The organism is Enterobacter cloacae complex sp. HYC033_NIDB (assembly GCF_056673335.1).
Genome location: NZ_CP115123.1, coordinates 1,603,922 through 1,629,094, shown reverse-complemented (window position 1 = coordinate 1,629,094; position 25,173 = coordinate 1,603,922). Strand labels below are relative to the sequence as shown.

General features: G+C 54.6%; 19 protein-coding genes. 8 read left to right on the top strand and 11 right to left on the bottom strand.

The window, feature by feature from the left end:
* From O1721_RS07665 to O1721_RS07650, 4 genes are all read right to left on the bottom strand, one after another.
* Complete coding sequence (locus O1721_RS07665; protein ID WP_032647277.1) at positions 1–1,248, bottom strand: polysaccharide deacetylase family protein; 1,248 nt, start codon at positions 1,246–1,248, stop codon at positions 1–3.
* 63 nt (positions 1,249–1,311) lie between these two features.
* Positions 1,312–1,752, bottom strand: coding sequence for a PTS sugar transporter subunit IIA (locus O1721_RS07660; protein WP_015572698.1), 441 nt, complete (start codon positions 1,750–1,752; stop codon positions 1,312–1,314).
* A gap of 105 nt (positions 1,753–1,857) precedes the next feature.
* Positions 1,858–2,628: an ABC transporter permease gene (locus O1721_RS07655; RefSeq protein ID WP_006810078.1), complete on the bottom strand. Its 771-nt coding sequence runs from the start codon at positions 2,626–2,628 to the stop codon at positions 1,858–1,860.
* Positions 2,625–3,551, bottom strand: a complete 927-nt coding sequence (locus O1721_RS07650; protein ID WP_017383763.1) for an ABC transporter ATP-binding protein — start codon at positions 3,549–3,551, stop codon at positions 2,625–2,627. The genes O1721_RS07655 and O1721_RS07650 overlap by 4 nt, the downstream gene beginning before the upstream one ends.
* A gap of 107 nt (positions 3,552–3,658) precedes the next feature.
* Here O1721_RS07650 and can point away from each other — a divergent pair, with 107 nt between their 5' ends.
* Both can and O1721_RS07640 read left to right on the top strand, forming a co-directional pair.
* On the top strand, positions 3,659–4,321 hold the full coding sequence (gene can, locus O1721_RS07645) for a carbonate dehydratase (RefSeq protein ID WP_032647274.1): 663 nt from the start codon (positions 3,659–3,661) through the stop codon (positions 4,319–4,321).
* A gap of 150 nt (positions 4,322–4,471) precedes the next feature.
* On the top strand, positions 4,472–5,815 hold the full coding sequence (locus tag O1721_RS07640; RefSeq protein WP_032647272.1) for an RCC1 domain-containing protein: 1,344 nt from the start codon (positions 4,472–4,474) through the stop codon (positions 5,813–5,815).
* 46 nt (positions 5,816–5,861) lie between these two features.
* On the opposite strand, the gene hpt is transcribed toward O1721_RS07640, so the two are convergent.
* Positions 5,862–6,398, bottom strand: a complete 537-nt coding sequence (gene hpt / locus O1721_RS07635) for a hypoxanthine phosphoribosyltransferase (protein WP_003856303.1) — start codon at positions 6,396–6,398, stop codon at positions 5,862–5,864.
* Between the two features lie 206 nt (positions 6,399–6,604).
* On the opposite strand from hpt, the gene O1721_RS07630 reads away from it, so the two are divergent.
* Complete coding sequence (locus O1721_RS07630; RefSeq protein WP_032647270.1) at positions 6,605–8,995, top strand: glucose/quinate/shikimate family membrane-bound PQQ-dependent dehydrogenase; 2,391 nt, start codon at positions 6,605–6,607, stop codon at positions 8,993–8,995.
* Between the two features lie 86 nt (positions 8,996–9,081).
* Here the strand turns inward: O1721_RS07630 and cueO are convergent, their stop codons facing one another.
* Positions 9,082–10,641: a multicopper oxidase CueO gene (cueO, locus tag O1721_RS07625; protein WP_032647268.1), complete on the bottom strand. Its 1,560-nt coding sequence runs from the start codon at positions 10,639–10,641 to the stop codon at positions 9,082–9,084.
* Between the two features lie 145 nt (positions 10,642–10,786).
* Between cueO and O1721_RS07620 the strand changes: the two genes are divergently transcribed.
* The 3 genes from O1721_RS07620 to speD all read left to right on the top strand — a co-directional run bounded on the left by O1721_RS07620 (position 10,787) and on the right by speD (position 12,900).
* Entirely contained in the window at positions 10,787–11,134 is a 348-nt protein-coding gene (locus O1721_RS07620) for a YacC family pilotin-like protein (protein WP_003856306.1), read from the top strand.
* 101 nt (positions 11,135–11,235) lie between these two features.
* On the top strand, positions 11,236–12,105 hold the full coding sequence (speE, locus tag O1721_RS07615) for a polyamine aminopropyltransferase (RefSeq protein ID WP_032647267.1): 870 nt from the start codon (positions 11,236–11,238) through the stop codon (positions 12,103–12,105).
* The gene (speD, locus tag O1721_RS07610; RefSeq protein WP_032647265.1) at positions 12,106–12,900 is read left to right on the top strand and encodes an adenosylmethionine decarboxylase; all 795 of its coding nucleotides are present in this window, start codon (positions 12,106–12,108) and stop codon (positions 12,898–12,900) included.
* Between the two features lie 31 nt (positions 12,901–12,931).
* On the opposite strand, the gene yacL is transcribed toward speD, so the two are convergent.
* Both yacL and acnB read right to left on the bottom strand, forming a co-directional pair.
* On the bottom strand, positions 12,932–13,294 hold the full coding sequence (gene yacL, locus O1721_RS07605) for a protein YacL (RefSeq protein WP_003856309.1): 363 nt from the start codon (positions 13,292–13,294) through the stop codon (positions 12,932–12,934).
* Positions 13,295–13,506: 212 nt separating this feature from the next.
* A complete protein-coding gene (gene acnB, locus O1721_RS07600; protein ID WP_017383766.1) occupies positions 13,507–16,104 on the bottom strand; it encodes a bifunctional aconitate hydratase 2/2-methylisocitrate dehydratase in 2,598 nt (865 codons plus the stop codon).
* Positions 16,105–16,549: 445 nt separating this feature from the next.
* On the opposite strand from acnB, the gene O1721_RS07595 reads away from it, so the two are divergent.
* Both O1721_RS07595 and O1721_RS07590 read left to right on the top strand, forming a co-directional pair.
* Positions 16,550–18,046 carry a DUF3300 domain-containing protein gene (locus O1721_RS07595; protein ID WP_479953722.1) on the top strand — a complete coding sequence of 499 codons (1,497 nt, stop codon included), beginning with the start codon at positions 16,550–16,552 and terminating at the stop codon, positions 18,044–18,046.
* Positions 18,047–18,056: 10 nt separating this feature from the next.
* Positions 18,057–18,848, top strand: a complete 792-nt coding sequence (locus O1721_RS07590) for a DUF2950 family protein (RefSeq protein ID WP_032647261.1) — start codon at positions 18,057–18,059, stop codon at positions 18,846–18,848.
* Positions 18,849–18,900: 52 nt separating this feature from the next.
* Here the strand turns inward: O1721_RS07590 and lpdA are convergent, their stop codons facing one another.
* From lpdA to aceE, 3 genes are all read right to left on the bottom strand, one after another.
* Positions 18,901–20,325: a dihydrolipoyl dehydrogenase gene (gene lpdA, locus O1721_RS07585; RefSeq protein WP_032647260.1), complete on the bottom strand. Its 1,425-nt coding sequence runs from the start codon at positions 20,323–20,325 to the stop codon at positions 18,901–18,903.
* A gap of 175 nt (positions 20,326–20,500) precedes the next feature.
* Positions 20,501–22,399, bottom strand: a complete 1,899-nt coding sequence (gene aceF / locus O1721_RS07580) for a pyruvate dehydrogenase complex dihydrolipoyllysine-residue acetyltransferase (protein WP_032647258.1) — start codon at positions 22,397–22,399, stop codon at positions 20,501–20,503.
* A 14-nt stretch (positions 22,400–22,413) separates the two neighbouring features.
* Positions 22,414–25,077, bottom strand: a complete 2,664-nt coding sequence (aceE, locus tag O1721_RS07575) for a pyruvate dehydrogenase (acetyl-transferring), homodimeric type (RefSeq protein ID WP_003856315.1) — start codon at positions 25,075–25,077, stop codon at positions 22,414–22,416.
* Positions 25,078–25,173 lie beyond the last annotated feature (96 nt).

Genomic DNA, 25,173 nt, shown 5'->3' with positions numbered 1-25,173 from the left:
CTACCCCTGCGGCTGATTGCTGATCAGCCGCGACATTGTCTCCAGCGAATCCGTTCTCAGAATATACAGTCGCTTCAGTAAGAACGGATTATCCCCCGGCTTCACCTTCCCCTTCACCGTTGTCACCGCCAGATGAAAACCGGCATCATTCGCGGCTTTAATCGCTTTATTGTCATACCCGCCAAACGGGTACGAAACATACAGCACGCGCGGGTTGAACTGCGCCAGTGCACGCCGTGAGCGTTCAAAATCGAACAGGATCACGTGATAGCTGCGGCTCAATAAGATGGGGTGTTTATACCCATCAACGCGATGCAGGAAGTGGGTGTGAGACTGAATGTCGAACACATCCTGGATGCCCTTGATTTCCTGAACGCTCATAAACTGTAGCGATCGGGGATCCCACTTCTGCGGGTGACCTTTGATTCGGGATGAAATAATAAACGCCGTCGCGTTGAAGCCATACTCTTTCAGCACCGGATACGCGTAGCGGCTCACCGATTTCAGGCCATCATCAAAAGTGATCACCACCGCTTTCGCGGGGAGGTTCATCTTGTTACGCACGTACCCTTCAAGCTGGTACATTGTCAGCGTGGTATACCCTTGATCGCGTAACCAGGCCATCTGATTATTAAACGCACGTACGCTGGTTGTCGTGGAGGTATGTCGAAAACGGGTGTTCTCTTCATCACGCAGGATATGGTGGTAGGTCAGAACCGGCAGTCCGTTATCTTCCTGTGCATCCAGGCTGCTGATCCACGCCAGACGATTGCCGATGCGGATCTGAAACCAGGTCTGGTTCAGGCGATCTTTCAGCTTATTCAGAATCGGATAGCGAAGATTGGCGCTTAAGGTGCCAAAGGGCGCGCTTCCGCTGCTGGGGGCATTATACACTGGCGTGTCTTTCCAGGTGATGAGGTTTTGATTGCTGAGCGGCTTGTTCAGATCGCCCAGGCTATCCTCGACGCGTTGCTTACCCTGCACTTTTTCCAGGTGCTCTTTATCAATAAACCCCGTACCGAATCCGAAACGAAATTCATAGTAATCCGCCGCGGCCGGAAAGACGGCGAGGATCTGCCCGGCGCGGACATTGCCCACGTTCACGACGGCATTTCCCACCTGCGCCCAGATGGCCGCATCTTCGGTGGTTTGCATATATTGGGCAGGAAGGCCTTGCTGACTGGTCAGGTTGGCAGACGCACCACCGGAGACCAGTAGCAGAAGGATAAAGATAACGCGCATGAGCATGGGATATAAATCGATACGGAAAATCAGTCGCCATTGTAGCAAAAGCGACATCAATACCAATGTTTAATGCTTATACAGATCGTGAAGCAGAACGAAAGGCGGATTCTTCTGCTGCTGGTGCCACAGGCTGCTCACGCCCGGCGAGCCCTGCGCCACAATGGCGTGACGAAACTCAGCGCTGCTCAACGTTGCGCGCAGCGGATACATCGCTTCGAGTAAAGGCAGGCTGATACCGGAGATCACTTCACAGTTATCATGCTTATGGCTCATTAACGCCGCTGAACGGTAAGGCGCCGCGCCCGATCTGTCGGTGAGAAAAATCACGCCATCACCGGTGTCGGTTTCATGCAGCGCGTCGCACATCATCCGGCTTAGCATATTGGTGCTCAGCCCTCGCCAGTAATTTACCGCACGACATTGCGCCAGAGGGCCAAATCGGGCCTCCAGCTTCAGGAGCATTTCCTGTGCCTCTTCATCGTGGCAGGTGATAACCCATCCCAGCATAACGTCTCTCCTTAGCAGGCGAGTAGTTTATCCAGGTGAAGGTTAGTTTACGGTGATAACTGTCAAAGAAAGTGCCCGGCAAACAGAACGTCGCCGGGCAGAAGATTAGCTACGCAGCCCACGTCCACGCTGGATCAGATACCAGCACAGCAGATAGAACGCCACGATAAATACCGCCAGCACCACAACGGTGGTGAACAGCGGGACATCGGTAATGCCGAGGAAACCAAAGCGGAAGCCGCTGATCATATAGACAATCGGGTTCAGGTGCGACAGCGCCTGCCAGAACGGCGGCAGCAGCGTCAGGGAGTAGAACACCCCGCCCAGATAGGTCAGCGGCGTCAGCACGAAGGTCGGGATCAGGCTGATGTCATCAAACGTTTTGGCGAACACGGCATTCAGCAAGCCAGCCAGCGAGAACAGGATCGCAGTAAGCAATAACGTGAGCGCGACGAATAGCCACGAGTGCACCTGGAACGGCACGAAGAACAGCGAAATCGCCGTCACCAGAATACCCACGCACAGCCCGCGCGCCACGCCGCCGCCCACGTAACCGGCGATAATGACGTGCGTCGGCACTGGCGCCACCAGCAGCTCTTCAATGTTGCGCTGGAACTTGGCGCTGAAGAATGAGGATGCCACGTTCGCGTAAGCGTTGGTGATCACTGCCATCATGATCAGGCCCGGCACGATAAACTGCATATAGGTAAAGCCGTGCATCTCACCAATGCGGGAGCCAATCAGGTTGCCGAAAATGATGAAGTAGAGCGTCATGGTGATCACCGGTGGCACCAGGGTTTGCACCCAGATGCGCATAAAGCGGTTAATCTCTTTCGCCCAGATGCTTTTCAGCGCGACCCAGTAAAGATGCGTCATGCCTTGTCTCCTTGTTTATCGTGCACCAGAGAGACAAACAGCTCTTCCAGTCGGTTCGCTTTGTTACGCATGCTTAATACCTGAACGCCCTGCGCGCTCAACTGGGAGAACACGCTGTTGATTCCCTGCTCGCGCAGCACTTCTACCTCCAGCGTCGAGGTATCGACCAGGCGATAGTTATACCCCTCCAGCTTCGGCAGGGCGCTTTTCGCCGCCAGATCGAGGATAAAGGTCTCTGATTTTAGCTTGGAGAGCAGGTTCTTCATCGAGGTGTTTTCCACCAGCTCGCCGTGCTGAATGATGCCGATGTTGCGGCACAGCATCTCTGCCTCTTCAAGGTAGTGCGTGGTCAGAATGATGGTGGTGCCTTTGTCGTTCAGATCCTTCAGGAAGCCCCACATGGAACGACGCAGTTCAATATCCACGCCAGCGGTCGGTTCATCAAGAATGAGCAGCTTTGGCTCGTGCATCAGCGCGCGAGCAATCATCAGGCGGCGCTTCATCCCCCCGGACAACATCCGCGCGCGCTCGTTACGCTTCTCCCACAGGTCAAGCTGTTTGAGATACTTTTCGCTGCGCTCCAGCGCTTCTTTGCGCTCAACGCCATAGTAACCCGCCTGGTTAACAACAATCTGCTGTACCGTCTCAAACGGATTGAAGTTGAACTCCTGCGGCACCAGCCCCAGCTGGCGCTTGGCGTTGACCACGTCTTTTTGCAGGTCGTAGCCAAACACGCTAACGCGGCCAGACGTTTTATTGACCAGCGAGCTGATAATCCCGATGGTGGTCGATTTTCCCGCCCCGTTCGGCCCCAGAAGCGCGTAGAAATCTCCCGCTTCGACTTTAAGATCTATCCCGCGCAGCGCCTGGACGCCCCCCGGGTAGGTTTTTTTGAGCTGTTCAAGCTCCAGTGCAATCGCCATGAATTCAACTTACCTTAAGTTCTGACACACGTTGTGTGGTTTCATTAAAAGTCGGGTTACCCTATAGTAGCGCAACGCAATCACTTGGTTACAGGTCGCTAACCTCCATGAACGACATAGATACACTCATCAGCAACAATGCACTATGGTCAAAAATGCTGGTGGAGGAAGACCCCGGATTTTTTGGAAAACTGGCACAGGCGCAGAACCCGCGCTTTCTCTGGATTGGATGTTCCGACAGCCGCGTCCCCGCCGAACGTCTGACCGGTCTTGAACCGGGCGAACTGTTTGTTCACCGCAATGTTGCTAACCTCGTTATTCATACCGATCTCAACTGCCTTTCGGTTGTTCAGTATGCCGTTGACGTTCTGGAGGTTGAGCACATCATTATTTGTGGCCACTACGGCTGCGGCGGCGTACAGGCGGCGGTCGAAAATACAGAGCTGGGGTTAATCGATAACTGGCTGCTGCACATCCGTGATATCTGGTTCAAACATAGCTCACTGCTGGGCGAAATGCCGCAGGAGCGCCGTCTCGACACGCTGTGTGAGCTGAACGTGATGGAGCAGGTCTATAACCTGGGCCACTCGACGATTATGCAGTCTGCCTGGAAACGCGGACAGAAGGTCTCCATCCACGGCTGGGTGTATGGTATTCACGACGGCCTGCTGCGCAATCTGGAAGTGACCGCCACCAACCGCGAAACGTTGGAACAGCGTTACCGGCAGGGTATTTCTAATCTTAACTCAAAACACGTTAATCATATGTAATAATGTTTAATAAGAGGCGCATATTTTATGTTGACTCTTATTATTCAAAACTCCTTTCCTAAAATTACCAAATATAATTATTGATACCAAACAGGTTATCAACTATTAATTAACCGATGCGTTTCCCTCACATGCAAAGGATGCATAAAAATGCCAAATGAAACCAATACAAATACATCATTCAAAATTATGGGCGCCAGAACAAATAACACTAGCCCGTGGCTTTACGCCAGAAAAAAACTGGTAGCATTAGACAGGCAAACATTAATCCCAATTGAAGTCCACTGGCGTTACGAAAACGAAACCGAGAGCAAAACAGGAAAATATTTCTCTGATACAGATCCCAATCAGCGTATTATTGCGACACTAGGTTCAGAAAATATTACTCTCAACATAGCAAATATATCAAGCGATTGCACATCCATTGTAGCAATAAAAAACGACGGTAAAGCCACCTCCTATGTGAATCCTGCGAATGGTGGAACAATGCCAGATTTCATCGAAAACCATAATATCCGTCTCGCTTCTGGTGGAAGTGATTCATTATTGGCCATCAATAAAGAAAACGAATTATTTACCTGGGGCAGCGATGAAAATGGCGTTTTAGATACTCCTGATGGATTAAGTACGATGGAGATAGAACAGATAAGAGGGGGTAGTGGTGCAATATGTGTTATGGGGAAAAAAGGTGATATAAAAGTCTGGGGAAAGGAAACACAACTGCCTCCGAATGAAATAGCCACCCTTAGTGATGTGAAAAATATTTATTCTGGTTTTGATTTTGCCGTACTGCGTAAAAATGGAAAAATCGCATCATGGGGCGAGGTGACTAATGCTCCTCCTGAAGATATTTCAGCTCTTGATGACATAGTTGATGTAGCAGCTGGTGGTTATGGATTTGCCGCAATCCGTGAATATACTGTGCGAAAAGTCGTTGGTTGGGGAAGTAAATATTATGATATGGATGTTCCTGATAATATTGCTTCGCTGGATGACATTGCTGAAGTTCACGCTTCTCTCGATTTTTTTGTGGCCCGAAGAACCAATGGCTCTGTTGTAGCATGGGGAGAGAATGATCACGGTTGTGCTCAAGTCCCTTCGCAAATTGCAGCTTTAACGGATATTATTGACGTCCAGCTTGCAGGTGAGACCGCTGTCGCGATTTTGCGTGAGAATGGCACCGTGATGGCCTGGGGCGGCCCAATATCTAGCGCAGTACCAGCAGGATTGAATGATGTTATCGCCCTTTCCGGCATACGCGGTGCATTCGCAGCCCTTAAATCTAATGGCACCGTTGTGGGTTGGGGAATTTATACTACAGAAGGCATGGAAGATCAGCTTACTGACGTATGTGGTGTTTATTCTAATGGCAATAGCTTCTGGGCATTAAAAAACGATGATACCGTCGTCGTCTGGGGAGATAAAGGTTGGGGAGGAGATATGGCTGATGTTCCAACGGACCTCCAGGGTAATATATCCTACGAAGCTAAGTAAGAACATCCACCGCGCCTTTTGAAGGCGCGGTTTAAATGATTCTTGACTATTCGTCCAGAATCACCACTTTCCCAACATACGGCAGATGGCGATAACGCTGCGCGTAATCAATGCCGTAACCCACCACGAATTCGTCCGGGATGGAGAAACCCACGAACTCTACCGGCACCTGCACTTCACGGCGCTCAGGCTTATCCAGCAGAGTACAAATCGCCAGTGATTTTGGTTCACGCAGGCTCAGGATCTCACGCACTTTAGAGAGCGTGTTGCCGGAGTCGATGATGTCCTCAACAATCAACACATCTTTGCCACGAATATCTTCATCCAGATCTTTCAGGATTTTCACATCACGGGTTGTGGACATGCCGCTGCCGTAGCTGGAGGCGGTCATAAAATCGACCTCGTGCGGCACCTGCACTTCACGGCACAGGTCTGCCATGAACATGAAAGAGCCACGCAACAGACCGACCAGCACCATTTCGCTGCCGCTGTCCTTGTAATGTTCGGTGATTTGACGACCCAGTTCGGCGATACGCGCTTTGATCTCGGCTTCCGGGATCATCACTTCAACAGTATGTTTCATATTACTAACCAAATGATTTTAGTGAAAATCTCTCAATGCGGATGACTCTCGCTCCGGCATCGATACGCAAGCCAGCCATTATACCAGTAAATGGATAAGCCTGGCGTATGAGTTATAAAAAGCAATATTTGTGATTCCGATCACAGTTGTTAATACCTATAATTAATTGCTAGCAAATAATTAACAAAACTGACGAGTACTTTTCTATGGCTGAAACAAAAACTAAACAGCCGCGTCTACTGGTGACATTAACAGCCGCGTTTGCCGCATTCTGCGCGCTGTATTTGTTAATCGGTGGCGTATGGCTGGTCGCGATTGGCGGCTCCTGGTACTACCCGATTGCGGGTCTGGTTATGGTTGGCGTAACCGTCCTGCTTTTACGCAGAAAACAATCTGCTCTGTGGCTGTACGCAGCGTTACTGCTCGCAACCATGATCTGGGGCGTCTGGGAAGTCGGGTTCGACTTCTGGGCATTGACGCCGCGCAGCGACATTCTGGTCTTCTTCGGTATCTGGCTGATCCTGCCGTTTGTCTGGCGTCGTCTGATCGTCCCTTCCAGTGGCGCCGTGGCCGGTCTGGTCGTTGCCCTGCTGATTAGTGGCGGCATCCTGACCTGGGCCGGTTTTAACGACCCGCAGGAGATCAACGGTACGCTGAACGCGGAACCCACGCCGGCTGCGGCTATTTCGCAGGTGGCGGACGGTGACTGGCCTGCTTATGGTCGTAACCAGGAAGGTCAACGCTACTCCCCGCTGAAGCAGATCAACGCGGACAACGTGAAAAACCTGAAGGAAGCCTGGGTGTTCCGTACCGGCGACCTGAAGATGCCAAACGATCCGGGTGAGCTGACCAACGAAGTGACCCCAATTAAAGTGGGCAACATGCTCTACCTGTGTACGGCGCACCAGCGTCTGTTCGCGCTCGACGCGGCCACCGGTAAAGAGAAATGGCACTTTGATCCACAGCTGAACTCCAACCCGTCGTTCCAGCACATTACCTGCCGCGGCGTCTCTTACCACGAAGCGCGCGCCGATAATGCCAGCCCGGAAGTCATTGCCGACTGTCCTCGCCGCATTATGCTGCCGGTGAACGATGGCCGCCTGTTTGCCATCAACGCTGAGACCGGCAAGCTGTGTGAAACCTTCGCCAATAAAGGCATTCTGAATCTTCAGACCAACATGCCGGACACCACGCCGGGCCTGTATGAGCCGACCTCCCCGCCAATCATCACCGATAAAACCATCGTGATTGCCGGTTCGGTAACGGATAACTTCTCCACGCGTGAAACCTCCGGCGTTATCCGTGGTTTCGACGTGAACACCGGTAAACTGCTGTGGGCCTTCGACCCGGGCGCGAAAGATCCTAACGCGATCCCATCGGATGAACACACCTTTACCTTTAACTCACCGAACTCCTGGGCACCGGCAGCGTATGACGCGAAGCTGGACCTGGTTTACCTGCCGATGGGCGTAACCACGCCGGATATCTGGGGCGGTAACCGTACGCCGGAGCAGGAACGTTACGCCAGCTCCATCGTGGCGCTGAACGCAACGACCGGTAAACTGGCATGGAGCTACCAGACCGTTCACCACGATCTGTGGGATATGGATATGCCGTCCCAGCCGACGCTGGCGGACATTACCGTTAACGGTAAAACCGTTCCGGTGATTTACGCTCCGGCGAAAACCGGTAACATCTTCGTGCTGGATCGCAGTAACGGTAAGCTGGTTGTTCCTGCGCCGGAAAAACCGGTTCCGCAGGGCGCGGCCAAAGGCGACTATGTCACCAAAACGCAGCCGTTCTCTGACCTGAGCTTCCGTCCGAAAAAAGATCTCAGCGGTGCAGACATGTGGGGTGCCACCATGTTTGACCAGCTGGTGTGCCGCGTGATGTTCCACCAGCTGCGCTACGAAGGGATTTTCACCCCGCCGTCAGAGCAGGGTACGCTGGTCTTCCCGGGTAACCTGGGGATGTTCGAATGGGGTGGGATCTCCGTTGACCCTAACCGTCAGGTCGCCATCGCTAACCCAATGGCGCTGCCGTTCGTTTCCCGCCTGATCCCTCGCGGTCCGGGTAACCCAATGGAGCAGCCGAAAGATGCGAAAGGCAGCGGTACCGAAGCCGGTATCCAGCCGCAATATGGCGTTCCTTATGGTGTGACCCTGAATCCGTTCCTTTCTCCGTTCGGTCTGCCGTGTAAACAGCCTGCCTGGGGTTACATCTCCGGTCTGGATCTGAAGACCAACAAGATCGTCTGGAAGAAACGTATTGGTACGCCACAGGACAGCATGCCGTTCCCGATGCCTGTTCCAGTGCCGTTCAATATGGGTATGCCAATGCTGGGTGGCCCAATCTCCACCGCCGGTAACGTGCTGTTCATCGCGGCAACCGCAGATAACTACCTGCGCGCGTACAACATGACCAACGGTGAAAAACTGTGGCAAGGCCGTCTGCCAGCCGGTGGACAGGCAACGCCGATGACCTATGAAGTGAATGGCAAGCAGTACGTTGTCATCTCTGCGGGTGGTCACGGTTCGTTTGGCACGAAGATGGGCGACTATATTGTCGCGTATGCACTGCCTGACGACGCTAAGTAACGAAAAAGCCCGGTGGCGCTAACGCTTACCGGGCCTACGGGTGCCCTATGCAGGCCGGGTAAGGCGAAGCCGCCACCCGGCTTTTTTTATACGGTAAAACCGAGCATCATCCCCGTATCTTCATGTTCCAGCAGATGACAGTGGGCCATGTAGGCAAACTCTTTCGGCGCGTCGTGGTCGAACTTCACCAGCACCTCGCTGACGCCGCCTTCTACCCTCACCGTATCTTTCCAGCCCGCGCGATGCGGCTCCGGCGCTTTACCGTTCTCAGTGAGAATACGGAACTGCGTGCCGTGGATATGGAACGGGTGCAGCATCATGTCGCCTTCGCCTGAAATCACCCAGCGTTCAAACTGCCCTTTCGTGGCGGCGAACATGGGCGTGTTCATATCGAACGCTTTGCCGTTGATGCGGTTGGCGTTGTGGAAATCGAAACCATGGCCGCCGTGATCCATGCCGCCCATATTGCCGTGGTCCATATTCATATGGCCCATCATCTGGCCGTGATGCATTCCCGCCATAGCCTGATTGCCGTATTTCTTCATCAGCGCCTGCATGCCCATCATGTCGAGCATCGGGTCCATGGAGAGCTGAAGTTTACGCTGTGTAAGCCCGTCCAGCGACGGGAGTGCTGGCAGCGTGGTGAGGGTCTCCGGCAGCGTACCGGAGGCGGTGATCTGTAGCGGCTGAATGCGCAGGACCGGATGCGGCTTATCAAACGGCGCAACGGCCATCCCCATCTGGCTGACCGGCAGGGTCACGAGGTCAAACGCTTTGCCATCGCTGATGTCCATCAGCACCTCGAAGCGCTCCCCCATCAGCATCGGCAGCTCGCTCACCTTCACCGGCTCCGGCAGCAGGCCGCCGTCGCTTGCCACCACGTAAAGCGGGCGTTTATCGCTGGTGGCGAAGTTCAGCGAGCGGGCGTTACAGCCGTTAAGCAGACGTAAGCGCAGCCAGCCTTTTGGCGCGGCATGCTGCGGGTAGATCGCGCCGTTGGTCAGCAGCGTATCGCCAAACCAGCCTACCGCCGCGCTCATGACGTCCAGCTGATAGTCAATTTGCCCGTCAGCGCTGAATTTTTTGTCCTGCACAATCACCGGGACATCGTCGATACCCCACTGTTTCGGCAGGCGCAGCAGGCGGCTTTCATCGTCTTCAATCAGCACCAGGCCGGCCAGCCCCATCGCCACCTGATGGCCCGTTTTGCCATGCTGATGCGGGTGGAACCAGCAGGTCGCCGCGCGTTGTTCCGGGGTAAAGGTTACGCTGCGTTTACCACCAGGCCTGATGATGCCCTGAGGCCCCCCATCCACTTCGCCCGGGACTTCCAGCCCGTGCCAGTGCAGCGTGGTCTCTTCCGCAAGCGTGTTATGAATGTCTACGGTCACCGCCTTCCCTTTGCGTAACTGCAACGCCGGGCCGAGCAGATTGCCGTTATAGCCCCACGTCGTGGCGGCGTGCTGACCGAACGTGGTTTTACCGGCCTGCACCACAAGCTGAATGCGGCTCCGGGCATCTGCGGCGAGTAATTCAGGAATGGGTAAAGCCGGTCTGTCGGCGGCAAAAACGGCGCGGCTCCAGAGAGGTAACGCGCTGGCAACCCCCAGCGCGGCAGAAAATTTTAAAAAATCACGACGTTGCATGTGCATTTCCTTATTTCCAGCAGGCGATCTTTTGAGCATAAACCCTCCCCTTACCGGAAGGTCAAGCACGGCGGCAATAATAAAGATCGTCGGCCTGGCATCAAGTATGCTAACGTTAATTTTCCGTGATGCAGTGGTAAAGGCAATGAAGACGTTTTTCAGAACAATTTTGTTCGCCAGCCTGATGGCGATGTGTGCGAACAGTTACGCGCTAAGTGAAAACGAAGCGGAAGATATGGCCGATCTGACGGCAGTTTTTGTTTTTCTGAAAAACGATTGTGGTTACCAGAATTTACCCAATGGGCAAATTCGTCGCGCACTGGTCTTTTTTGCCCAGCAGAACCAATGGGACCTCAGCAACTACGACAGCTTCGACATGAAGGCGCTCGGTGAAGACAGCTACCGTGATTTAAGCGGTATTGGCATTCCCACTGCTAAAAAATGCAAAGCGCTGGCTCGCGATTCACTCAGCCTGCTCGCCTACGTGAAGTAACCTTCCCGACGCCCCTTGTTGACCCGCTAACCGCCTCACGGCGGTGTTGTGTTGCGCCCATCTGCCGGATGTAATGGATGTTAACGAAGGAGGTGCTCCCCATGACCGAAAAAACGGTATGGCAAGAAACGCTGCATGACCAGTTTGGTCAGTATTTTGCCGTGGATAACGTGCTCTATCATGAGAAAACCGATCATCAGGATTTGATAATCTTCGAAAACGCCGCCTTTGGCCGCGTGATGGCGCTGGACGGCGTGGTGCAAACCACCGAGCGCGACGAGTTTATCTATCACGAAATGATGACCCACGTCCCGCTGCTGGCCCACGGCCACGCGAAGGACGTGCTGATTATCGGCGGCGGCGACGGCGCGATGCTGCGTGAAGTCTCTCGCCATCAGAATGTCGAAACCATCACCATGGTGGAAATCGACGCCGGTGTGGTGTCGTTCTGCCGCCAGTATCTGCCCAACCATAATGCCGGCAGCTATGACGATCCGCGGTTTAATCTGGTTATCGACGATGGCGTCAATTTTGTTAACCAGACCACGCAAACGTTTGATGTCATTATCTCTGACTGTACCGACCCTATCGGTCCGGGCGCGTCGCTGTTTACCTCGTCGTTTTACGAAGGCTGCAAACGCTGCCTGAAGCCTGGCGGTATTTTTGTGGCGCAAAACGGCGTTTGCTTCCTGCAACAGGATGAAGCACTTGATAGCCACCGTAAGCTGAGCACCTATTTTGCTGACGTCAGCTTCTACCAGGCGGCGATCCCCACTTACTACGGCGGGATCATGACCTTTGCCTGGGCGACGGATAACGACGTCCTGCGCCATCTCTCTACCGAAATTATCCAGGCCCGCTTCCATCAGGCCGGGCTCCAGTGCCGCTACTACAACCCGGCGATCCACACCGCAGCCTTTGCGTTGCCTCAATATCTGCAAGCCGCGCTGTCCTCAAAGGAGGTGAACTAATTGAAAAAGCTTAAACTGCATGGCTTTAACAATCTGACCAAAAGCCTGAGTTTTTGTATTTACGATATCTGCTACGCCAAAACAGCAGAAGAGCGCGATGGTTACATCGCCTATATCGATGAACTCTACAACGCCAACCGTCTGACCGAGATCCTGACAGAGACCTGCTCGATTATCGGCGCGAACATCCTGAATATCGCGCGCCAGGATTATGAGCCTCAGGGTGCGAGCGTCACCATTCTGGTGAGTGAAGAGCCGGTTGACCCAAAGCTTATCGACAAAACCGAGCACCCCGGCCCGCTGCCGGAAGTGGTAGTCGCCCACCTGGATAAAAGCCACATCTGCGTGCACACCTACCCGGAAAGCCACCCGGAAGGCGGGCTGTGTACCTTCCGCGCGGATATTGAAGTGTCGACCTGCGGCGTGATTTCACCGCTGAATGCGTTGAATTATTTAATCCACCAGCTGGAATCCGATATCGTCACCATTGATTATCGCGTGCGCGGTTTTACCCGTGATATCAACGGCATGAAGCACTTCATTGATCATGAGATCAACTCCATTCAGAACTTCATGTCCGAGGACATGAAGTCGCTGTACGACATGATGGATGTGAACGTCTATCAGGAGAATATCTTCCACACCAAAATGTTACTTAAGGAATTCGACCTTAAGCACTACATGTTCCACACCAGGCCGGAAGATTTAAGTGAAGAAGAGCGCAAGGTCATTACCAACCTGCTCTGGAAAGAGATGCGCGAAATTTACTACGGCCGTAACATTCCGACCGTGTAAACGTAACCCGGAGCAGGGACGCTTCGGGGAGTTACTTCTGTTTCATAAAATCGCGGTAGGCGTTCACCACGCTCAGGAAGTCTTCCACGCCGCACAGCGACAGGCTCTCTTCGTCGTAGTAGCTCATCCCCTCTTCCATCTCATCACCCGAGAATTCAAGCTGGTTGGCGCGCACCATCACCTCTTCGCCATCCATCCAGAGCGTGTATTCGTGCCCGGCGCGTTGCCAGGAGCGTTCACTGCCTTTCACCGTTTCCGCCGCCTGTTCGACTTCATCCAGCAGCGCGAGGTTCTCTTTCACCTCTTCGTTAAACCAGTGTCCAACGGCTTCGTGCCCCATCGACATTCGCACTTTCACCACGCCGGTGATGTCGCGCAAAAATTCGTAATCCATAGCGTTTTCCTCTGCAAAGCCATTAGGGTAATTATCGCAGCAGAGAGGAAGAAAAAAAGCGGGAGAGGCGGGAGGAATGAAAATAAAAAACCCACCGACGTTGCGATGGGTTTTGTAGGCCCGGTAAGCGTAGCGCCACCGGGCAATGGGTCAGGTGCGGAGCGGTCTGGTGCCCTCACCCCCAGCCCCTCTCCCACGGGAGAGGGTAGCATTTATACTGCGGTCTGGAAGATCACCCCGTCAGCCTTCTCGGTGTACTGAGAGAGCTGGTCGAAGTTCAGATAACGATAAGTATCCACCGCCGTCTTATCTACCTGAGCCACAAAGGTCTGGTACTCTTCCGGCGTTGGCAGTTTGCCAATCAGCGCCGCAACCGCCGCCAGCTCCGCAGAGGCCAGGTAAACGTTCGCCCCGGTTCCTAAACGGTTAGGGAAGTTACGGGTTGAGGTGGAAACCACCGTCGCACCGTCGGCCACGCGCGCCTGGTTGCCCATACACAGGGAACAGCCAGGGATTTCAATACGCGCCCCGCTCTTACCAAACACGCTGTAGTAACCCTCTTCGGTCAGCTGCGCCGCATCCATACGGGTTGGCGGCGCCACCCACAGACGGGTCGGCAGCTGGCCTTTGTGGGTATCCAGCAGCTTACCGGCAGCACGGAAGTGGCCGATGTTGGTCATGCAGGAGCCGATGAACACTTCGTCGATCTTATCGCCCTGCACGTCAGAGAGCAGACGCGCATCGTCCGGATCGTTAGGCGCACACAGGATTGGCTCTTTGATATCCGCCAGATCGATCTCAATCACCGCCGCGTACTCTGCGTCAGCATCGGCTTCCAGCAACTGCGGATCCGCCAGCCATTTTTCCATACCCTGGATACGACGCTCCAGCGTACGACGGTCGCCGTAGCCTTCCGCTATCATCCACTTCAGCAGCACGATGTTGGAGGTCAGATACTCAATAATCGGCTCTTTGTTCAGCTTGATGGTACAGCCCGCCGCAGAACGCTCGGCAGAGGCATCGGTCAGCTCGAACGCCTGCTCCACTTTCAGATCCGGCAGACCTTCAATTTCCAGAATGCGGCCAGAGAAGATGTTTTTCTTGCCTTTCTTCTCGACGGTCAGCAGACCCTGTTTAATGGCATACAGCGGGATCGCGTGCACCAGATCGCGCAGGGTAATGCCCGGCTGCATTTTACCTTTGAAGCGCACCAGCACCGATTCCGGCATATCCAGCGGCATCACGCCGGTCGCTGCGGCAAACGCCACCAGACCGGAACCCGCCGGGAAGGAGATCCCGATTGGGAAACGGGTATGGGAGTCACCGCCGGTACCGACGGTATCCGGCAGCAGCATGCGGTTCAGCCAGGAGTGGATAACGCCGTCGCCCGGACGCAGGGAGACACCGCCACGGTTCATAATGAAGTCAGGCAGCGTGTGGTGCGTGGTTACGTCAACCGGCTTCGGATACGCCGCGGTGTGGCAGAAGGATTGCATCACCAGATCGGAAGAGAAGCCCAGGCACGCCAGGTCTTTCAGTTCATCACGGGTCATTGGGCCAGTGGTGTCCTGAGACCCCACGGAGGTCATTTTCGGTTCGCAGTACGCGCCAGGACGGATACCAGTGACGCCGCAGGCGCGCCCCACCATTTTCTGCGCCAGAGAGTAACCGCGGTTGCTCTCGGCCACGTCTTTCGCCTGACGGAATACGTCACTGTGCGGCAGACCCAGCGCTTCACGCGCTTTGGTGGTCAGGCCACGGCCAATGATCAGCGGGATACGGCCACCGGCACGCACTTCGTCGATCAGCACGTCGGTTTTCAGCTCGAAGCTGGCCAGCAGCTCGTTGGTTTCGTGATTACGCACTTCACCTTTATACGGGTAAACGTCAATCACGTCGCCCATGTTCAGGTTGCTCACGTCCACTTCAATTGGCAGCGCGCCCGCATCTTCCATGGTGTTGAAGAAGATTGGCGCAATTTTGCCGCCGAGGCACAGGCCGCCGCCGCGCTTGTTCGGCACGTGCGGAATGTCGTCGCCCATGAACCACAGCACGGAGTTGGTGGCGGATTTACGGGAAGAACCGGTACCGACCACGTCACCGACGTAAGCCAGCGGGAAACCTTTTTGTTGCAGGGCTTCGATCTGTTTGATCGGACCAACCACGCCAGGCTGATCCGGCTCAATGCCTTCACGGGCGTTTTTCAGCATCGCCAGGGCGTGCAGTGGGATATCCGGGCGAGACCATGCATCCGGCGCCGGAGAAAGGTCATCGGTGTTAGTTTCACCCGTCACTTTAAAGACGGTTACGGTAATTTTTTCAGCAAGCTGAGGGCGGTTCAGGAACCATTCGGCATCGGCCCAGGACTGCATCACCTGCTTCGCGTAAACGTTGCCTGCTTTGGCTTTTTCTTCCACATCGTAGAAGTTATCGAACATCAGCAGCGTTGAAGAGAGCGCTTTGGCAGCAATCGGCGCCAGCTTGTCGTTATCCAGCGCGTCAATCAGCGGATGAATGTTATAGCCGCCCTGCATGGTGCCGAGCAGTTCAATCGCTTTTTCAGGAGTAACCAGTGGGGAGGTGGCTTCGCCTTTGGCAACGGCGGCAAGGAATCCGGCTTTTACGTAGGCAGCTTCATCTACGCCAGGCGGTACACGGTTGATCAGCAGATCTAACAGGAATTCTTCTTCGCCCTCAGGCGGGTTCTTCAGCAGCTCGACGAGCGCGGCCATTTGGGTTGCATCTAACGGTTTGGGTACAATTCCCTCGGCGGCACGTTCTGCTACGTGCTTACGGTATTCTTCTAGCACGACGGTTCTCCTCGCTCTCATTGTCATATGCGGCGGGCGTTCTCTTCACGCTCCTGTGAGACAGCAGTTTGTAGGGTAAATGCCCGATACCGCGTCGGGCAGCATAGCAGGATTTCTGCACAGTGTTAATCTGTTTACAAAAAAGCAACATTAAAAAATTTGCTGAATCGTTAAGCATGGTGTAGCACCCCGTCACCGGGCCCGGAAGCAGTTCCGTAAGTCTGTCGTCACCCCGACAACGCGCTGCTGGTCGCTCGCGCGGCCTTCTGAATTTCCGTCGCCGGTTCAGCCATCCGATATAATTGTGTAATAAATACTCACACTCTTTATCCGGACGCTTCGGAGGGTTTCCCAATAAAAGTCAAAACTGTAAAACACGGGTGAATGATACTCGCGGCAACAGCAACGCCTCACGGCACTGCACTCGTCTCGTTGGAGTCAATCTATGAAGTTGCCTTTTAAACCACATCTTCTTGTTCTGCTTTGCAGTGCGGGGCTGTTTGCCGCCTCAGGCGTCATGTTCGTTAAAAGCCGCGCAACGGAACCCGCTCCCGCACCTGCGCCGGTTGCCCCGCAGCTCCCCGACCCGGCAGCACAGCCTGCCCCGGTGGCGACTCCGGCCTATACCGCCGCGCAGATCGACCAGTGGACCGCGCCCATTGCGCTCTACCCCGACGCGCTGCTGTCGCAAATTCTGATGGCCTCAACCTATCCGGCGAGCGTGATTCAGGCCGCCCAGTGGTCAAAGGACAACCCTAAAATGCAGGGCGATGCCGCCATTCAGGCGGTCAGCGGGCAGCCATGGGATGCCAGCGTAAAATCGCTGGTCGCCTTTCCGCAGTTAATGTCGCTGATGGGGGAAAACCCGTCGTGGGTACAGAGCCTCGGCGACGCCTTTCTGGCCCAGCCAAAGGATGTGATGGATTCCGTGCAGCGTCTGCGCCTGCTGGCGCAGCAGACAGGCACGTTGCAATCCACCCCGCAGCAGACCGTCACCACCGTGAAAAAATCTGCGCCAGCCTCCACCAGTACAGCCGCGACGTCAACGTCGGCTAGTCCGACGGTGATTAAAATTGAGCCAGCCGATCCACAGGTGGTTTATGTCCCTACCTACAACCCTTCCACCGTTTACGGCACGTGGCCAAACGCCAGCTATCCGCCGGTGTATCTGCCCCCCTCTCCCGGCCAGCAGTTTACCAATAGTTTTGTCAGAGGCTTTGGCTATAGCCTCGGCGTAGCCACCACCTATGCGCTATTCAGTAACATCGACTGGGACGATGACGACGATCACCATCACGATCATGATGACGATCACCACGGCGGTTATTCGCATAACGGCGATAACATTAATATTAATGTTAATAACTTCAATAAGATCACCGGCGAGCACCTTACCGATAATCATCAGGTCTGGCAGCATAATCCGGCCTACCGCAACGGCGTGCGCTACGCCAATAGCCAGCTTGCCAGCCGCTATCATCAGACTTCAGTGCCGGGCGGGTTGAGCACTACCCGGCAGCAGCCGGTCAACCGCGATAGCCAGCGGCAGGCTGCGATGGCGCAGGTACAGCAGTCGACGGGCAAAACCCTCACACAGCTACAGCATGGCGACGCGCATTTCCCGCAACATTCAGCGTCCGCGCAGCAGCTGAAGCAGCTCTCTCAGCGCAGCAACTATCGCGGCTACGACAGCGCGCGGCCACACGCACAACAGATGAATAATACTCTTGCGCAAACCAGACGCCCGACGCAGGTTCAGCATCAGCCGCTGCGGGCAAACGCCCTGAGCGGCAACGACAGCCGTTCGGCCAGCTGGCAGGCCCAGCACCAGCGCGGGCTGCAAAGCCGCCAGCACGCGTCGCTGAACAGTGAACAGCGTGCCAGCTTCCGCCAGCAGCTGTCCGAACACCATACCGAACACCATGAATTCCACCGTCGTTAAGGGAGCCGCTATGAACATGAAACCGATCGGTGGAATGCTGTTGTTGATGGTATCCACCTTCGCCTGCGCCCAGCAATCCTTCTCCACGCCTGAGCAGGCAGCCAATGCCCTGACGAAGGCCATCAGCGAGCAGAATGAGCGCGCGATGGCCGACCTGCTGGGGGATAACTGGCGCGACTATCTGCCACCTGAAGGAGTTGATCCGGAGGCGGTGGCTCGATTCCTGCGTGACTGGAAGATATACCATCGTACCGAAATCAGCGGCGATATAGCCCATCTGTCAGTTGGCGATAACGGCTGGCAACTCCCCATACCGGTAGTGAAGAAAAAAGAGGGCTGGCAATTTGATATGCAGAAAGCGGCGGATGAGATCCTGACCCGCGAAATCGGCCGCAACGAACTCGCGGCTATCGAAGCGCTGCACGCCTACGTCGACGCACAGCACAGCTACTACGCCATGAACCACCGCTATGCGCAGAAGATTGTCAGCACTCCAGGTCTAAAAGACGGCCTGTACTGGCCCATCTCGCCGGGCGAAGCGCCAAGCCCGCTGGGTCCCGCCTTCAGCCCGCCGGAGCCAGGTATGGGCTATCACGGTTATCGGTTCCGCATTCTGCCGGATAAAAATGGCTTTGCGATGGTTGCCTGGCCCGTGAGCTATGGTCAGACGGGGGTAATGAGCTTTGTCGTTAATCAGGATGACAAAATTTATCAGGCAAATCTCGGCAACGATTCGGCGCAAAAAGCGCAGGCGCTCGCTGCATACCACCCGGATAAAACCTGGCAGCCTGTCACCCCCTGAACGCAGCGCATAAAAAAAGCGGCCTGAGGCCGCTTTTTTCATCTGAAGAAACTTATTTCTTCTTCGCTTTCGCGTTTGGCAGGTCGGTGATGCTACCTTCAAACACTTCTGCCGCCAGGCCCACGGACTCGTGCAGAGTCGGGTGAGCGTGGATGGTCAGCGCGATGTCTTCCGCGTCACAGCCCATTTCGATAGCCAGACCGATTTCACCCAGCAGCTCGCCGCCGTTGGTACCGACAATCGCACCACCGATCACGCGGTGAGTCTCTTTGTCGAAGATCAGTTTGGTCATACCGTCTGCGCAGTCGGAAGCGATAGCACGGCCAGAAGCAGCCCACGGGAAGGTGGCGGTTTCGTAGCTGATGCCTTTCTCTTTCGCTTCTTTCTCAGTCAGACCGACCCATGCCACTTCTGGCTCGGTGTAGGCGATAGATGGGATCACTTTCGGATCGAAGTAGTGCTTCATGCCGGCGATAACTTCAGCGGCAACGTGACCTTCGTGAACACCTTTGTGCGCCAGCATTGGCTGACCGACGATATCGCCGATAGCAAAGATGTGCGGCACGTTGGTGCGCAGCTGTTTGTCAACGCGGATGAAGCCACGGTCGTCCACTTCCACGCCAGCTTTGCCCGCGTCGAGGTTTTTACCGTTCGGCACACGGCCGATAGCCACCAGCACGGCGTCGTAACGCTGTGGTTCGGATGGGGCTTTTTTGCCTTCCATGGAAACGTAAATACCGTCTTCTTTCGCTTCAACGGCAGTCACTTTGGTTTCCAGCATCAGGTTGAATTTCTTGCTGATGCGTTTGGTGAAGACTTTAACGATGTCTTTGTCGGCAGCCGGGATAACCTGGTCGAACATTTCAACCACGTCGATCTCTGAACCCAGCGCATGGTACACGGTACCCATTTCCAGACCGATGATACCGCCGCCCATAACCAGCAGGCGCTCAGGAACGGTTTTCAGCTCCAGCGCATCGGTGGAATCCCACACGCGTGGATCTTCATGTGGAATGAATGGCAGTTCGATTGGGCGAGAGCCTGCCGCGATGATCGCGTTGTCGAAGTTGATCACGGTTTTGCCGTTTTCACCTTCCACTTCCAGGGTGTTCGCACCGGTGAATTTACCCAGACCGTTTACCACTTTCACTTTACGGCCTTTGGCCATACCCGCCAGACCGCCGGTCAGCTGAGTGATAACTTTCTCTTTCCAGGTACGAATTTTGTCGATGTCGGTTTTCGGCTCGCCGAAGACGATACCGTGTTCAGCCAGCGCTTTGGCTTCTTCGATAACTTTCGCTACGTGCAGCAGCGCTTTAGAAGGGATACAGCCGACGTTCAGACAAACACCGCCGAGGGTGCTGTAACGTTCTACGATGACGGTTTCCAGACCTAAATCCGCGGCGCGGAATGCTGCGGAGTAACCTGCCGGGCCTGCCCCAAGTACTACGACCTGAGTTTTGATTTCTGTGCTCATCATGACCTCTTAATGTATACCCGTCGTCCACCGGGTCGTTCTATCCGCCCGTATTTTACAAAATTGTTAACAATTTTGAAACAACAAACGGCTCACGAATTATCGCTTTCACCAATAACCTCAAAAACCCCATGAGATTATCAGAAAAAAGCCGGCCGACTGGCCGGCTTTTCGATTACATCACCAGGCGGCGAATGTCGCTCAGCATGTTGTTGATGATGGTGATGAAACGCGCACCATCAGCCCCGTCGATCACGCGGTGGTCGAAGGACAGAGAGATTGGCATCATCAGACGCGGCACGAACTCTTTGCCATTCCACACCGGCTCCATCGCGGACTTGGACACACCGAGGATAGCCACTTCCGGCGCGTTCACAATCGGCGCGAAGTGGGTAGTACCCAGGCCGCCGATGCTGGAGATAGTGAAGCAGCCGCCCTGCATTTCGCCGGCAGTCAGCTTACCATCACGCGCTTTTTTGGAGATGGTGGTCAGTTCACGGGACAGCTCAGTGACGCTCTTCTTGTTCACGTCTTTGAAGACCGGAACAACCAGACCATTTGGCGTATCAACCGCAACACCGATATTGATGTATTTCTTCAGCGTCAGCTTCTGGCCGTCTTCGGACAGGGAGCTGTTGAAGCGTGGCATCTGCTCAAGGGCAGCGGCAACCGCTTTCATGATGAAGACCACTGGGGTAAATTTCACGTCCAGCTTACGCTTCTCAGCTTCGGCGTTCTGCTGTTTACGGAACGCTTCCAGATCGGTGATATCGGTCTTATCGAAGTGGGTAACGTGCGGGATCATCACCCAGTTACGGCTCAGGTTAGCACCAGAGATTTTCTGGATACGGCCCAGTTCCACTTCTTCGATTTCGCCGAACTTGCTGAAGTCCACTTTCGGCCATGGCAGCATGCCCGGGATACCGCCGCCGGCGGCTGCCGCAGGTGCAGCTTCGGCGCGTTTCACCGCGTCTTTCACGTAAGCCTGAACGTCTTCGCGCAGGATACGACCTTTACGGCCGGTGCCCTTCACTTTCGCCAGGTTCACACCGAATTCGCGCGCCAGGCGACGAATCAGCGGAGTCGCGTGGACGTAAGCGTCGTTTTCAGCGAACTCAGATTTTTCTGCTTTAGCAGCAGGGGCAGCAGCCGGTTTAGCAGCCTGAGCCGGTGCAGCAGACGGTGCCGGAGCAGCCGCGGCAGCCGGAGCGGCGGCAGGTGCAGCGCCTTCCACTTCGAAGACCATGATCAGAGAGCCGGTAGACACTTTGTCGCCGGTGCTGATTTTGATCTCTTTAACGGTACCGGCGAACGGCGCAGGCACTTCCATAGACGCTTTGTCGCCTTCAACGGTGATCAGTGACTGTTCAGCGGCAACTTTGTCGCCCACTTTCACCATCACTTCGGTCACTTCAACTTCGTCACCGCCGATGTCCGGTACGTTAACGTCTTTCACGCCGCCAGCAGCCGCTGGTGCAGCAGCCGGAGCTGGAGCAGCTTCCGCTTTCGCTGGAGCCGCAGCGCCTTCAGCGCCCGCCACTTCGAAAATCATGATCAGGGAACCCGTAGACACTTTGTCACCGGTGTTGATCTTGATCTCTTTAACGGTACCGGCGAACGGTGCTGGCACTTCCATAGAGGCTTTGTCGCCTTCTACGGTGATCAGTGACTGCTCGGCCGCAACAGTATCGCCCACTTTCACCAGGATTTCAGTGACTTCAACTTCGTCACCGCCGATGTCAGGCACGTTCACTTCTTTCGCTGCCGCGGCCGCTGCTGGAGCAGCAGCAGGTGCGGCTTCTTTCTTCTCTTCCTGCGCAGGTGCAGCAGCTGCTGCACCGTCGGCGGAATCGAAAATCATGATCAGTTTACCGGTCTCGGTTTTATCGCCAACAGAGACTTTGATCTCTTTAACGATGCCAGCCTGAGGAGACGGGACTTCCATAGAAGCTTTGTCGCCTTCTACGGTGATCAGCGACTGTTCAGCTTCAACTTTGTCGCCCACTTTGACCAGGATCTCGGTGATTTCAACTTCATCAGCCCCGATGTCCGGTACATTGATTTCGATAGCCATTATTCTTTTACCTCTTACGCCAGACGCGGGTTAACTTTATCTGCATCGATGTTGAATTTGGTAATTGCGTCTGCAACCACTTTCTTATCGATTTCGCCACGTTTAGCCAGTTCGCCCAGTGCTGCTACTACCACGTAGGAAGCATCAACTTCGAAGTGGTGACGCAGGTTTTCGCGGCTGTCAGAACGACCGAAGCCGTCAGTACCCAGTACGCGATAATCATCAGCTGGAACGTAAGTACGAACCTGCTCAGCGAACAGTTTCATATAGTCAGTAGACGCCACCGCTGGCGCGTCGTTCATCACCTGAGCGATGTACGGAACGCGTGGGGTTTCCATTGGGTGCAGCATGTTCCAGCGCTCACAATCCTGGCCATCACGCGCCAGTTCAGTGAAGGAGGTAACAGAGTACACATCGGAACCCACACCGTAGTCTTTCGCCAGGATCTGCGCTGCTTCACGAACGTGACGCAGGATAGAACCGGAGCCCAGCAGCTGAACTTTACCTTTGCTACCTTCGATGGTTTCGAGTTTGTAGATACCTTTACGGATACCTTCCTCGGCACCTGCTGGCATTGCCGGCATGTGGTAGTTTTCGTTCAGGGTGGTGATGTAGTAGTAAATATTCTCTTGCGCTTCACCGTACATGCGCTGCAAGCCGTCATGCATGATGACTGCCACTTCGTACGCGTAAGACGGGTCGTAAGAGATACAGTTAGGGATAGTCAGAGACTGAATGTGGCTGTGACCATCTTCGTGCTGTAGACCTTCACCGTTCAGGGTCGTACGACCAGAAGTACCACCGATCAGGAAGCCGCGAGCCTGCTGGTCGCCTGCCTGCCAGCACAGGTCACCGATACGCTGGAACCCGAACATGGAGTAGTAGATGTAGAACGGGATCATCGGCAGGTTGTTGGTGCTGTAAGAAGTCGCAGCAGCCAGCCAGGATGCGCCTGCACCCAGTTCGTTGATACCTTCCTGAAGGATCTGACCTTTCTCGTCTTCTTTGTAGTATGCAACCTGCTCACGGTCCTGCGGGGTGTACTGCTGACCGTTCGGGCTGTAGATACCGATCTGACGGAACAGACCTTCCATACCGAAAGTACGCGCTTCGTCGGCGATGATTGGAACCAGACGATCTTTGATCGACTTGTTCTTCAGCATCACGTTCAGGGCACGAACGAAAGCGATAGTGGTAGAGATCTCTTTGTTCTGCTCTTCCAGCAGCTGAGAGAAATCTTCCAGCGCTGGCAGTTCCAGCTTCTCGGTGAAGTTAGGCTGACGAGCAGGCAGGTAGCCTTTCAGCGCCTGACGACGTTCGTGCAGGTACTTGTGCTCTTCAGAACCTTCCGGGAAGGTGATGTAAGACAGTTTTTCTACCTGCTCATCGGTCACTGGAACGTTGAAACGGTCGCGGATATAACGCACGCCGTCCATGTTCATTTTCTTAACCTGGTGAGCGATGTTTTTACCTTCTGCGGTATCACCCATGCCGTAACCTTTGATGGTGTGGGCCAGGATCACAGTCGCTTTACCTTTGGTTTCACGCGCTTTTTTCAGTGCAGCGTAAACTTTCTTCGGATCGTGACCACCGCGGTTCAGCGCCCAGATCTGCTCGTCAGTCCAGTCTGCAACCAGGGCTGCGGTTTCAGGATATTTGCCGAAGAAGTGCTCACGAACGTAGGCACCGTCTTTGGATTTGAAGGTCTGGTAGTCGCCGTCAACGGTTTCGTTCATCAGCTGGATCAGTTTACCGCTGGTGTCTTTACGCAGCAGCTCATCCCAACGACCGCCCCACATCACTTTGATCACGTTCCAGCCAGCACCTGCGAAGATGCCTTCCAGTTCGTTGATGATCTTGCCGTTACCGGTTACCGGACCATCCAGACGTTGCAGGTTACAGTTGATGATGAAGCACAGGTTGTCCAGCTTCTCACGGGTCGCGATGGTGATCGCGCCTTTAGATTCTGGCTCATCCATTTCACCGTCGCCCAGGAAGGCGTAAACGGTCTGCTCAGAGGTGTCTTTCAGACCACGGTGTTCCAGGTACTTCAGGAATTTAGCCTGATAGATCGCACCGATTGGACCCAGACCCATAGATACGGTCGGGAACTGCCAGAACTCAGGCATCAGTTTAGGGTGCGGGTAAGAAGACAGACCCTTACCGTGAACTTCCTGACGGAAGTTGTTCATCTGCTCTTCAGTCAGACGACCTTCCAGGAAGGCACGTGCATAGATGCCCGGAGAGATGTGGCCCTGGAAGTACACCAGATCGCCGCCATCTTTCTCGTTAGCTGCACGGAAGAAGTGGTTGAAGCACACTTCGTAAATGGTCGCAGAAGACTGGAAGGACGCCATGTGGCCACCCAGTTCCAGGTCCTTCTTGGATGCGCGCAGAACGGTCATGATGGCGTTCCAGCGGATAGCAGAACGGATACGGCGTTCCAGATCCAGATTGCCCGGGTATTCCGGTTCGTCTTCGACGGCAATCGTGTTTACGTAGTTGCTAGCCCCTGCACCTGAAGCCACTTTCACGCCGCCTTTGCGTGCTTCTGAAAGCAGCTGATCAATCAGATACTGAGCGCGCTCAACACCTTCTTCACGGATGACCGATTCGATCGCCTGTAGCCAGTCGCGAGTTTCGATCGGATCCACGTCATTTTGGAGACGTTCTGACATGGGGGTATTCCTTATCTATCTAATACGTTGATTTGTCTGGAACCTGTCCCATTGTGCTCTTGGGCAAGAACACAATAAGACAGGTTCTGCGTTTAG